The organism is Binatus sp. (SeqCode), from assembly GCF_050013435.1.
GTDB lineage: Bacteria > Desulfobacterota > Binatia > Binatales > Binataceae > Binatus.
Genome location: NZ_JBEKFG010000036.1, coordinates 21,256 through 33,654 on the forward strand (window position 1 = coordinate 21,256; position 12,399 = coordinate 33,654).

Consider the following 12,399-nt stretch of genomic DNA (forward strand, 5'->3'; position numbering starts at 1 on the left):
CGTTTCGGCTTGGGATGATTTTGTGCGGGATACTTTGCAGGCGGATTTTCCGCCGGCCGGGCCTGCTTTCGGCTCCGGCCGGCGTACAAGTTATTGGTATCTTAGATTCACCGTTTAGGCAAACAGGCTCTGCATGCGCAGTGCCAGACCCATGTCGCCCGCGATTCGCAGCTTGCCGCTCATGAATGCGACCTGCCCGTTGAGCTTACCGGTCGTCATGTCGACGTAGTCCTGCGCCGTCATCGAAATCGTGATGCTCGGCGTCGCGGCCGCTCCGTCTTTGACCGTGCAGGTTCCGTCGTTGATGACCACGTGCCACTTGCCGCCGTTATCGCCCGAGAGGTCGAACTGGTACGTCGCATTCAATCCCTTCGCCGCGTCTTTGTTGAAGCGACCGGGCATCGCTGCAAAGACCTCTTTTGGTGTCGTTGGTGCTGCTTCAGCCATGGAAATAGATTCCTCCTGGTAGGCGCGTACTGTACTGCGCTCTTTCCGCCATATAAGCGCTCACCTCGGACCCTGTCAATAGTATCACGCCGCGCTGGATTGATCACACCCGGCGCCGTCCGCGACGGGCCGCGGGTCAGAATCCGAACATGTTTCCGGGCACCACCGTGATGATATTGCCGCGCACGTGCACCCCTGGCGACGCGTTCTCGGTGATCGTCACTGCCTGCTGCTTTTGCGCATCGCTCTTCACCGTGCCGCCGAGATACGCGTCATGACCGATCACCTTCACCGTCACGTTGTTCAACCCCGCGGCATAAATCTGCGACGCGATCGCAGCCTGGCGCGATGCCCAATCGGCCGTGTCGGTGCTCAGCGAATCGATCACGTTGCCGACTCCCGGTACCTGCCGCACGATTTTTTCCGTGTACAACTTGGCGTCGGCGTCGAACACCTTGCCGAAAACCGTCACCGTGCTGCCGCTGGTGTAACAGTCCACCCGCCGCGTCCTCGGATTCGATCCCAGCACCAGCTTGACTTGCTGCTGCAAGGTTAGCGGCGGCGGCTTGGGCGCGGTCGCCACGTGATGACGCTTGCGCGGCGCGGGCGCCGCGGTCGGCGCAGGCTCGGCCACCATCGGCGGCGACTCGACTCCCGCCGGCGAGGGAGCGCTCACCGCTTCCGACGCGGCCGGCGACGGCGCCGCCGGCGCGCTGGCGAATTCCGGCGCCTCGGTCGGGCTCAGTCCCGCCACCTTCGAGCTCAGTTGCGACTCGAGCGCGTCCTTGGTCGCGGGATCGTTGGTGAAAATTACCGGATAATCGATCTCGACCGGGCCGCCGCTGAACGGCGCAAAATTCCACGCCGAAACGTCCTTCACTACTTCCGCGTCGAACGCCGGATTCGCATTGGTCGAGGTCCGCACCGACGCCTCGTCCACGCTGCCGTTGGGCAGCACCCTGACTCGCACCGCCATCCCATCTCGCAGCGTGCTGTCACCGGCGATCGCGCGCGAATAGCTCTCCAGCAATCCGTCCTTGTGATCTTCGAAAAATTTCCGCGCCGCTTCCTGGTTGCGCTCGGGCGCCGCCGCCGATTCGCCCGTCACCTGCACCCCCATCGCCTTCGACAACGCCACCAACGGCCCGCTCGGCGCCGGCGCTGTCACCGACGCGACCGCCGCCGGCGACGCGTTCGCCACCGGCTGCTCCGCGGGCGTGGTGCTCAGGTGAAGCGCGAGCCACGCGCCGCCGCCCAGCGCGACTATCGCTGCGATCACGTACCAAACGGTGCCGAACCGCCCGCGGCCTTCTTCTTCGCTCTCGCCGTCGGGCATCCGGCCCGTGATCCGCATCGACGGCGACGCATCGCGCCGCACCGCCGCCCCGCCCGGCGTTACCCGCGGCGGCGACGACGACGGCTGCCGTGCGTACGGCGTCGCCGATTCCACCCCGAGCCGCGCGCCGCAGAAGTTGCAGATAAGTTCCCCCGGCTGAGCCTTGCCGCCGCATACCGGGCATTCGATTTGCTCGCCGCCGGCGATCGCACCGGTGGCGGCGGCGCCTTCGGCAAAGGCGGGTCCCGCCTGCACCAGCGCGGTTCCGTCAGCCTCGCAAAACGTCTCCGAGTCGGGAAAGGTCTTTTCGCAGCGCGGGCACCTTTTCATCTTGGTAAGCGCTCCTCCGGCGCAAGTTTCGATGATATCCGCGCGAATTGCGACACGCCAACCGGATGCGCATGGCTCGCAGCGCAGTACTGTCCGATCGCGATCACTGCCTTGCGATTACCTCGGCGCCGAACTTTTCCATCGACGCGATTTGCTCGCGGGTCGTCGCGCCCGGCGCGACGATTATCCGCGACGCGCCCATCGCCGCGAATCGTTGGATATCTCCGGGTTTCAATTGTTCGCGCAGCTTGCTCACCGTCAGTTCCAGCGGCGCCGTCCGCCCCGCCGCGCGTTCATGCTCGCGCAGGCGCTTGATCGTCGCCGCAATCTCGTCGATACCGTCGGCGATTCCATACCACCCGTCGCCGAGCTTCGCCGCCCGCTTGAGCGACGGCTCCGTGTTGCCCCCGAACACGATCGGTGGATGCGGTTTTTGGGATGGCTTGGGCATGAACTTGAAGCCTTCGATCGATATCGTCTTGCCGTGATACTCCGGCGACTCCTTGCTCCACAGTTCCTTCATCAGCGCGATATATTCGCGCGTGCGAAGCGCTCGATCCTTGAAGCTCAATCCGACCGCGTCGAACTCCTCCTCGAGCCACCCGATCCCGACCCCGAAAATAAATCGCCCGCCTGAAAGCACGTCCAGGCTGGCGACCGCCTTGGCAGTCGCAAACGCGTTGCGAATCGGGACCACGAATACTCCTGTCGCCAGGCGAATCTTCGTGGTGATCCCGGCGACGAACGCCAGCGCCAGCATCGGATCGTGCAGCGGCGTTTCCGGCGGCGCGCCCATCCTGCCGCTCAATGAATACGGATACGGTGAGCGATACGTTACGGGCAAGATAATATGCTCCGGAATCCAAAGCGATTCGAAACCGCTCTCCTCGGCTTTGCGAGCGACCGCCGCGATACTGTTGGGCGACGTCTGATACAAAAATGTTCCGAATTTCATTGCATTCAACCCGCTGGGCGCTCGACCTTTTACAATCCTAGTCAGTTTCCAGCTTCACCGCGAAGACCGCCGGACGTTCCTTCAGCTCCTCGACCCGGCATCGAGCCCTCGGCTTTCTCCCCCTGAAATAACGGGCGAGGTAAGATCCGGGTTCCTTCGCTGCGCTCAGGATGACACAAAAAAACTTCTAGCACGGGCCGCGCCCGCAGCTCTTCCATGGCGTAGTCGCGAAAAGATGCGTTGCGCAGATTTTCGCGTCTTCTCACTGCGGTGCAGGGCTCAGCCCTGCCCAAGGAGGTGCGGAACCCGGGGAGGGTTCCGCATACAATTAAGTTCCTTCCTTCAGACAGGAGGTCTGAGACTATGACCGAATCGGCACGCGCGGCGCTCTCGATACTACGAAGCCCCGCCAATTTCGATTGGACAATCGTGTACCTGTTAATCCTGACGATGTACCTCTATTCGGGCGAGATCATGGCGCGGCGATGGAACGTGATCGCGGCGGGACTGGCGCTTTGGTTTGCCGACTGGATTAACGAACTGGTCAATTCGGCGATTTTGTTTTGGACCGGACGCGCGCCGTTATGGGTCGAGACCGGGCACACCTCGTATCAGATCCTGGTCGGGCTCAACGCCGAAACCACGCTGTTGTTTTTGATCTACGGGATGGCGTTTGCGAAGCTGATGCCGGCGAATCCGCGCGCGAAGATACTCGGCTTGAACAACCGATGGATTTTGATCGTCGGACAATCGGTCGCGTCGGTGATCCTGGAAGTCGTGCTGAATCGATGGGGCTATCTGAACTGGTACTGGCCCTTTTGGAATGTAGGCGCGGGACTGATCTTGATCGTCATCTTCGGATACGCGTGGTTTTTCGCGGTCGCTACGTGGGCGCACGACGCTGAAACTGAGACGAAGCGATGGGGCATCGTGGGTGGATTAGCCTCTGTATCCCTCTTGCTGGCAATTGTCTTTGGCTCGCTCGGATGGCTGTAGGTCTCGGGCATCTCAGCGTAAACTCCGCCCGCATCTCGCGACGGTGACCGCGCCCGCCAACGGCGGGCGGCCTTAACACTGGGTGCAGGGCTCAGCCCTGCGGTGCAGGGGGGTCACCCCTGCCCGTTGGCAGGGGTTGCGCCCGCCAACGGCGGGCGGCCTTAATACTGGGTGCAGGGCTCAGCCCTGCTCACCACGTGACGAACGCACTACTGTCGCGAATCGAGCTCCGCTTCATCGACGCCGCCGGCCACGCGCGCGCGCTCGGTCTCGATACACCGTCGGGCGGGCGCGAATCGAGCGTCGTCGACGACGGCCTCGCCATTTCTGCCCGTCTCGAACAGGCATTCGGCGGCTGCGTCGTGCGCGCGACCGTTGCCAATCGCGGCGCCGATCCGGTTCGACTCACGTCTGCGATCTTCGAAGTCTCGACCGGCCTCGCGCCGTCCGCCCCGGCCCGATTCTTCAAGCATGGATACCAGTCATGGAGCGCCTCGGGCGGCCACGATATAGGCGCTTCGCAAAAAAACCACCCGCGCGACACCGCCCCTTTCATCATTCGCCTGATGCACCAGAGTGAACCGGCTCGCCCGCCTGAATTCCCCGAAGCGGATACTTCTGAACTTTTCACCATTGTCGAAAGCCGCAGCGCCGGGGAATGCGTCCTGGCCGGATTCATCGGAGCCGCCACTTCGCTTTCGACCCTCACCGTCTCGAGTCCTGAAAAAATAATCGCCCGCGCGATCCTCGACGATGTAACTCTCGGGCCGGGTGCGCATCGCGAACTCGACCCGATGTTCATCGCCGCCGCCGATGAGTCCGCGGCGCGGATGGCCGCGCGATGGGCCGACGTTACCGGGCGATGGATGAACGGGCGGGTCGGCGCGCCGTTTCAGCGCGGATGGTGTTCCTGGTACCACTACTTTGACGCGATCACCGAGGACGCGCTGCGCGCCAACCTCAAGTCGCTCGAGGCGATGCGCTCGGAGTTTCCGCTCGACGTAATTCAACTCGACGACGGCTTTCAGTCCGCGCTCGGCGACTGGGATACCACCAACGCCAAATTTCCCGGTGGGCTGAAGAAAATCGCCGGCGAAATTCGCGCCGCCGGCTTCAAAGCCGGGCTGTGGACCGCGCCGTTTCTTGCCGCCCGCGACTCGCGCCTGATGATCGATCATCCCGACTGGTTCATCACGCACGCTGAGACCGGCGAACCGGTTCGCGCCGGCTACAACGCGAACTGGACGAAGAGCACCGACGCGTTCGCATACGCGCTCGACGCGAGCAACCCGGCGTTTCTCGCGCACCTGCGCCATCTGTTCGCCAAGCTCACCGGCGAGTTCGGCTACTCGTATTTGAAACTCGATTTTCTTTACGCCGCCGCCGCACCCGGCCGGCGTCACGATCCAAATCTCACGCGCGGCGAAACCATCCGCCGCGGCCTCGAAGCGATTCGGGCCGGCGCCGGCGACGACGCGTTCATCCTCGGATGCGGATGCCCGATTGGCCAGGCGGTTGGCGTCGCGGATGGGATGCGCATCGGCCCGGACGTTTCTCCGTTCTGGGGCTCGACCGCTTCTGGAGCGGGAGACCCGTCAACGGTCTATGCGCTCGACGCGATCATCGCGCGCAGCTTCATGCATCGGCGGCTATGGCTGAACGACCCCGATTGCTTGATGCTGCGGGCGCGCGAAACCCGCCTCAATGCCGACGAGCGCGCGGCGCTGGCCGCGACCATCGTCGCCAGCGGCGGGATGCTTCTGATCTCCGATGACATGAGTATCCTCGACGCCGAAGCGGGAAAATTGTTTCGCGCAGTCGCGCAGATCGGCGCCGAGATCGATTCCAACGCCGCGCGCGAACCGGTACTCGCGCTCGATCTGATGGCTACCGGCGACGTCCGCGGCCTCATCGCTGAAACCGCAAGCGGCGGCGGAGACGCGATCGCCACCGGCGCGGTCGCGATGCTCCTGAATCGCGGCGACGAGCCGGCGCGCGTGCAGATGTCCGATTTAAAGCTGGGCGCCGTCGAAATTGATGCGCTCGATCTCGCCGGCGGCGCAAAAATTGAAATCTTCGATGCTGTCGATCTCCCGCCGCACTCCGCCCGCATCCTGCGCCTCAAGCGCTAGGGAAGCTCTCACCCCGTGCGTAAATCGATCACACTCGCGCCCGCGCCCGCATGCAACACCGCTCGCCAACTTTCAGGCGCGCCGGAATTAAGCTTCGCGTAATATCCGCGATCGATCGATTCGATCACCGCGTCCGCGCCCGCCACGTCGCACAGCGCAACGATCGAACCGCCGAAGCCCGCGCCCGTCAGCCGCGCGCCGAACGCGCCGCCGCGCCGTGCGCATTCCACGATCGCGTCGAGCCGCCGGGTGCTGCATTCGAAGTCATCGGCGAGACTCTGATGCGACGCATTCATCAGCTTTCCCATTTCATCGAGGCGCCCCGCCTCGAGCACGTCCGCCGCGCGAATCACCCGCTCGGTCTCGCTCAAGACATGCCGCGCACGTTTGAGGATTTCCAGCGGGCGGTTCGAATCCAGCGCGATCCGAGTCGCCGGCTGGCCGAGCAGCTCTGCGTCGAGCGCCGCCTGCGAGACGCCCAAGATGTCCGCCGCCTGTTTCAGATCCGCGCCGAGCCGCGCGGGCGCGGCTGCCGCGAGTTGCTCGACGAGTTGCGCCGCGTTCCATCCGGGTAATGCGCGAACCACGTCGCCAAGGATCGTCACGCCGTCGAGCTTGAGCGCGCGCCCGAGAATTCGCGCCGCCAGCGCGCATTCGACGACTCGCCGATTGTACTCCGCGCGCACCATCCCCGACTTGTCCGCTATTTCCCGGCTATCCGCCACGACCAGCGCGGCGTTCGCCGGCATCTTCACCGCGCGCACGCGGATCGGGTCAAACTCGATAAACAGCGCATGGTCGCGACGGCCGAGAATCGACGCCGCCTGATCCATTCCGCCCGCCCGCGTCCCGACGTACCATTCGCTGCGCGCAACCATCGTCGCGGTTTCGATTCCGTCGAGTTCCAGTTCGTTGACCGCCATGAATGCCATCGCGGTCGAGACCGTAAGCGCGGCGGATGACGACAGCCCGGCGGCCGGCGGCACGCGGCCATCGACGGCCATCGACGCGCCCCGCAAGTTGTCAACTGAAGTTGCGGGCGGATAAAAGCGTCCGCGCCACGCAAAATGATCGATCACTCCCTGGATCGCGGCCTTCACGTAGTTCGCCCAATCGCCGGTTTGGTACGCTGGAATGTGCCGTTCGATTGCAAAACGGCGCGAGGACCAGCCGGGGTCGGCGTTCGCCAGTTCGATTTCGGCTGCCGTGATCGCCGCGGCGGCGACGATTGTAGATCGATCGATCGCAACCGGCAGCACCGGCAGGCCGCTGTAGTCGGTGTGCTCGCCGATTAGATTGACCCGGCCTGGCGCGCGGGCCGCGAAGATTCGCGCGTCGCCACCGTCGCCACCGGCGCGGGCGCGGGCGCGGGCGCGGACTAAAGCGGCAAGCTTGGCAGCCCGCGCCAACTCATCCGCGTCCCATCCGTCGGGGATACTCATCGCCGCTTCCGCTTTGGCTTGAAGCAGGCGCGCGTCTTCTCGAGATCTTCGGGGGTGCCGACGTCGCTCCAGAATCCACGAATATCAACCGCGCGCACGACGCGGCCGTCGGCGATCATTTGCGCGATTGCACCGGGGAGTTCGAGCTCGCCGCGCACCGACGGTTCCAGCCGCGCGAGGTAGTCGAAAATTATTCCGCTGCTCGCGAAAAGTCCCGCGTTGTTCCATGGGGTCCTGGCGGTTCCGGGCGGCGGTTTTTCGTCAAGCCGCTCGACCATCATGTGCGGGTTGACATAGACGGCGGCGCCGCGGAACGGATCCTTGACGCGATTCACCGCGAGCATCAGATCGTACTCGTCGATCCGCGCGCGATGGATGAAGCGCGGGTAGTTCGCGCGGTCCATCAGAATGTCGGCCCATCCGAAGACGAAGCGCGCCACGCCGGCAAGATGCGCCTTCGCCGCAAGCATCGCGCCGCCGGTCCCGTTCAATTCCGGCTGCCTGACGGTGGTGATTTTGATTTCCGGATTTTCGCGCTGCCAGGTTTTCGCCCATCCTTCGATTTGCCCGGACAGGTAGCCCGTCACGACGATGAAGTGCGTAAGTCCGGCCGCCGCGAGCGCGCCGGCGATATGCGAAATCAGCGGCGCACCCGCGACCTCGAGCAGTGTTTTCGGAGTCTCGGCGGTCAGCGCGCCCAGGCGTTTGCCGCGCCCGGCAGCCAGCAGCACCGCCGTGGAAATTTCCGCTGCCATGGCGCCCAAGATAGCATCGCGCGGGCTTCGAGGATGCTTGGCTGGCAGTATATAGTTAAGTAAGAATTTATCGAGAGCCGCACAAATGTTTGGTGAGATAAAGCCCCGCAAGAAAGCCTCCGCGCCGTTCATTTCGATCGAGGAAGCACTCGATGAAACCCGCCGCGGCCACATGATCATCCTGATGGATGACGAACAGCGGGAGAACGAGGGCGATTTGTGCATGGCCGCGGAAAAAGTCACCCCCGAGGCGGTCAACTTCATGGCCAGGTTCGGGCGCGGGCTGATCTGCCTGCCCATGTCGGCGGAGCGAATCGACAGACTCGGGCTGAGCATGATGGTTGGCGACAACCAGGCGCCGCTCGGGACCGCATTCACCACCGCGATCACCGCGCGGCGAGCGTCGGGGTCGGGAATCTCGGCGCAGGATCGCTCGACCACGATTTTGCAGGCGGTGCGCGAGGACGCCAGCGGCGCCGAGTTCATCACCCCCGGCTACGTCTATCCGCTGCGCGCGCGCGACGGCGGCGTGCTGGTGCGCACCGGGCAGACCGAGGGCGCGGTTGACCTGGCGCGGCTGGCGGGACTCAAGCCGGCCGGCGTCATCTGCGAGATTCTGAAGGAAGACGGCACGATGGCGCGGCGCGACGACCTGGTCGAGTTCGCCAAGGTGCACGGGCTCAAGATTGTCACCGTCGCGGACATCATCGAGTACCGGCTGCGCAACGAGACGATGGTCCAGCGGATCGCGGAAGCGAAGCTGCCGACCGCGTTCGGCGAGTTCCGCGCGATGGTCTATCGCAACCTGATCGATCATACGGAGCACCTGGTGCTGGTGATGGGCAAGGTGGATCCGGCCAGGCCGATCCTGGTTCGGGCGCATCGCGAGTATCTGCCGGGCGACGTGTTCGGCTACTCGGTTCGCAACACCCGCAACCTGCTGCGCTCCGCGATGGAACGAATCGCGGCGGCCGGCGAGGGCGTGCTGTTGTACCTCAAGCGCGAGTCCAACGCGCTGGCGTCGGATTTTGACGGCGGGCGCCCGGCGCGCCGCGCAACTACCCGGGTCAACGCGCCCGAGGCTGATTTCCGCGATTACGGAATCGGCGCACAGATTCTGCGCGATGTGGGTGTGCGCAAGATGATTATCATGTCCGACGCGACGCCGCGGCTCGCCAATCTGCCGGGCTATGGGCTGGAGGTCGTGGGATCGGTTCCGCTTTCAACCAACGGCAAACAGAGCACCGCCGCCAAGTAGCGGCCGAATGCGCCGACAGCGTTTTAACTACTGACAAATGATCTCGCGCGAATTCGAATTGTTCCCCCACGGCATCAAGGCTCGTCCCTTGTGGCGGGCCTCGATCGTAGCGGCGGTGCTTGCGCTCGGCTGGTTGATTTTCGCGCCGGCGGCGAATGCTAATCCGAAGGCGAATGAACTCGTAAAGATCACCTCCGCCACGATCGATCCTCCGCTGCGGGCCGGCGGCGCCGGCACGCTCAAAGTTACCGCGCAGGTGATCGCGGGATGGCATATCAATTCCGACAAGCCGTTCAGCGAGGATTACATCCCGACCAAGCTCGAGGTCAGCGGGCCGGACAGCGTGACGCCGGGCGCAATCAAATATCCGCCCGCGCAAACGATGACACTCGAAGTCGCGGCCGGCGGCGACAAAATCGCGGTGTTCGGGGGCGACCTCAAGTTCGAGGTGCCGCTCAAGGCGGCTGCCAACTTCGCGCCCAAGCCGGGCGACGCGCTCACGGTTACCATCGACTACCAGGGATGCAACAACAACGAATGCCTGCGGCCGGCCTCTGTCAGCACAACCGTCGCGCTGGCGGCTCCGGGCGCGGCGGCAGGAGCGCTGGAGGGCATCGGCACGGGAGGCGCGAAGCGCGGCGGTATCGGCGGCGACGACGATTCCGGCGCCGCGGTCGCGGACATCTTCGCCAATCATGGATGGTTCCTCGGCTTCCTCGCGATATTTCTTGGCGGCCTCGCGTTGAATCTGACCCCGTGCGTCTATCCGCTGATCGGCGTGACGATCGCGTATTTCGGCAGCCAGGGCGGAGGCCATCGCCGCGTGATGTTCCTGGCGATATTTTTCGTCCTCGGAATCGCGCTGATGTTTTCGGCGGTGGGCGTCGCCGTGGCCATGTCGGGCGGATTGTTCGGCGCTGCGATGCGCAATCCGTACGTGCTCATCGCGCTGTCCATGATGCTGCTGACGCTGGCGGCGTCGTGCTTCGGTTTGTTCGTCTTGCAGCCGCCAAACTGGATGCTGCAGCGCGCGGGCGCGGCCCATCCCGGATACGCGGGCGCGTTGCTGATGGGCCTGGGGATGGGCGTGGTCGCGGCGCCATGCATCGGCCCGATCGTGCTGGGCTTGCTGCTGATGGTGGAGAGAAGCGGGAGCGCGCTTTTCGGTTTCGCGCTGTTCTTCACGCTGGCGCTGGGACTTGGCGTTCCATATATCGGGCTGGCGATGGCGGCCGGGCATATCCGCCGCCTGCCGCGTTCGGGCCAGTGGCTTGCGTGGGTCGAGCACCTCTTCGGCTTCGTGCTGGTCGGCCTCGCGATCTACTTTCTCGACCCTGTAGTACCGAACAACCTGATGACTCGAATCCTGCCGTATTACGCGGCCGGCGTGGGGATTTATCTGGGTTTCATTTCGCGCGAAGGGAGAAGCTGGCGACCGTTCCTGGTGCTGAGGTCAGCGCTGGGAATAGTCGCGGTGGGAGCGCTCGCGATCATGCTCTATCCGCGCCATGCGCCGGAGAAGCTTCGCTTCGAGCCGTTCAACTCCGAGCGCCTCGCGTCGGCGGCCGAAGCGCGCAAGCCCGTGCTGATCGATTTCAGCGCCGACTGGTGCATCCCATGCCGCGAGATGGAGCATTCGACCTTTGTCGATCCGTCGGTGGTCAGCGAGGCAAAGCGCTTCGTGCGGATGAAGGCGAATCTGACGGCGCAGGACAAGGCCACCGAAGCGCTGACCAGCAAGTTCGAAATCCAGGGCGTGCCGACGACGATGCTGATCGATTCGGCAGGAAAGGTGGCGCAGCGCAAAGTCGGTTACATCGGCCCGCAGGAGATGCTGTCCGAGCTGCGCCAGGTCGATTGAACGCGGCCGATTTCCCTTTTCATTTCTTCACTGTTTCACTGCTTCACGGGGTCAGCATACGGGCGTGTGATTTTCGCAAAATGGCGTTCTGTTCAAGGTACGGCCCGCTTTTCCAAAAAGGCCTTTATTGCGTCGCGTCGATGGGCTGAAAAACGCCCGCTGATTGGCTGCTTTCCTATCCACAAAAGCCTAACTCAAATACTGTTTGATTAATTGATCAAACAGTCCGTTGCTCCTTTACTTTCATCCCCTGGACGAATACTATTTTCAAAGGTGGTGGGGATGCGGAAAGGTAGCTCATCGCTCGTCCTCTTCTATGCCAAATAAACAATTGTCCGACGGCTATGGCGCCGAGTCCATCAAGGTACTGGAAGGACTCGAAGCAGTTCGCAAACGCCCCGGGATGTACATCGGCGACACGGCCGAGCGGGGATTGCATCACCTGGTCACCGAGATCGTGGACAACTCGGTTGACGAGGCGCTGGCCGGTTTTTGCACCGAGATCAATGTCGTAATTCTCAGCGACGATCGGATTTCGGTCGAGGACAATGGGCGCGGAATCCCGGTCGACATGCATCCGACGGAAAAGCGCTCGGCGCTCGAAGTCGTGCACACGGTGCTTCACGCCGGCGGCAAGTTCGAAAAGACCGCGTACAAAGTTTCGGGCGGACTGCATGGGGTGGGCGCGTCGGTGGTCAACGCGCTCAGCGACGAGTTCGAAGTCGAAGTTCACAAGAACGGCAAAATTTATTTTCAACGTTACGAGCGCGGGCTTCCGAAAACGAAGGTCGAAGAGCGCGGCTCGACCAACAGCAAGGGCACCAAGACCACCTTCTCGCCCGACTCGAAGATATTTCCCGAGATAAAGTTCAAGTATGAAATCATCG

10 protein-coding genes are annotated in these 12,399 nt (G+C 63.4%); 5 read left to right on the forward strand and 5 right to left on the reverse strand.

What is annotated here, in order from left to right; genetic code table 11:
* Positions 1 to 114 precede the first annotated feature (114 nt).
* The 3 genes from ABSB13_RS09160 to ABSB13_RS09170 all read right to left on the reverse strand — a co-directional run bounded on the left by ABSB13_RS09160 (position 115) and on the right by ABSB13_RS09170 (position 3,068).
* The gene (locus ABSB13_RS09160; RefSeq protein ID WP_428107572.1) at positions 115 to 447 is read right to left on the reverse strand and encodes an SCP2 sterol-binding domain-containing protein; all 333 of its coding nucleotides are present in this window, start codon (positions 445 to 447) and stop codon (positions 115 to 117) included.
* A gap of 136 nt (positions 448 to 583) precedes the next feature.
* On the reverse strand, positions 584 to 2,113 hold the full coding sequence (locus tag ABSB13_RS09165) for a TonB family protein (protein WP_428107573.1): 1,530 nt from the start codon (positions 2,111 to 2,113) through the stop codon (positions 584 to 586).
* Between the two features lie 103 nt (positions 2,114 to 2,216).
* Positions 2,217 to 3,068 (reverse strand): LLM class F420-dependent oxidoreductase, encoded by an 852-nt coding sequence (locus tag ABSB13_RS09170; RefSeq protein WP_428107575.1) that lies wholly within the window; start codon positions 3,066 to 3,068, stop codon positions 2,217 to 2,219.
* 363 nt (positions 3,069 to 3,431) lie between these two features.
* Here ABSB13_RS09170 and ABSB13_RS09175 point away from each other — a divergent pair, with 363 nt between their 5' ends.
* Complete coding sequence (locus ABSB13_RS09175) at positions 3,432 to 4,064, forward strand: hypothetical protein (RefSeq protein WP_428107576.1); 633 nt, start codon at positions 3,432 to 3,434, stop codon at positions 4,062 to 4,064.
* A 197-nt stretch (positions 4,065 to 4,261) separates the two neighbouring features.
* Positions 4,262 to 6,196, forward strand: coding sequence for a glycoside hydrolase family 36 protein (locus ABSB13_RS09180; protein ID WP_428107578.1), 1,935 nt, complete (start codon positions 4,262 to 4,264; stop codon positions 6,194 to 6,196).
* A gap of 8 nt (positions 6,197 to 6,204) precedes the next feature.
* On the opposite strand, the gene galK is transcribed toward ABSB13_RS09180, so the two are convergent.
* The gene (galK, locus tag ABSB13_RS09185) at positions 6,205 to 7,638 is read right to left on the reverse strand and encodes a galactokinase (protein ID WP_428107579.1); all 1,434 of its coding nucleotides are present in this window, start codon (positions 7,636 to 7,638) and stop codon (positions 6,205 to 6,207) included.
* Positions 7,635 to 8,393 carry a nucleotidyltransferase family protein gene (locus ABSB13_RS09190; protein ID WP_428107581.1) on the reverse strand — a complete coding sequence of 253 codons (759 nt, stop codon included), beginning with the start codon at positions 8,391 to 8,393 and terminating at the stop codon, positions 7,635 to 7,637. The genes galK and ABSB13_RS09190 overlap by 4 nt, the downstream gene beginning before the upstream one ends.
* Positions 8,394 to 8,478: 85 nt before the next feature.
* On the opposite strand from ABSB13_RS09190, the gene ribB reads away from it, so the two are divergent.
* From ribB to ABSB13_RS09205, 3 genes are all read left to right on the forward strand, one after another.
* Entirely contained in the window at positions 8,479 to 9,651 is a 1,173-nt protein-coding gene (ribB, locus tag ABSB13_RS09195; protein WP_428107582.1) for a 3,4-dihydroxy-2-butanone-4-phosphate synthase, read from the forward strand.
* 37 nt (positions 9,652 to 9,688) lie between these two features.
* Positions 9,689 to 11,512, forward strand: a complete 1,824-nt coding sequence (locus ABSB13_RS09200) for a protein-disulfide reductase DsbD family protein (protein WP_428107584.1) — start codon at positions 9,689 to 9,691, stop codon at positions 11,510 to 11,512.
* A 316-nt stretch (positions 11,513 to 11,828) separates the two neighbouring features.
* Positions 11,829 to 12,399 (forward strand): ATP-binding protein (locus ABSB13_RS09205; RefSeq protein WP_428107585.1); only part of this gene is annotated, 571 nt, incomplete at its 3' end.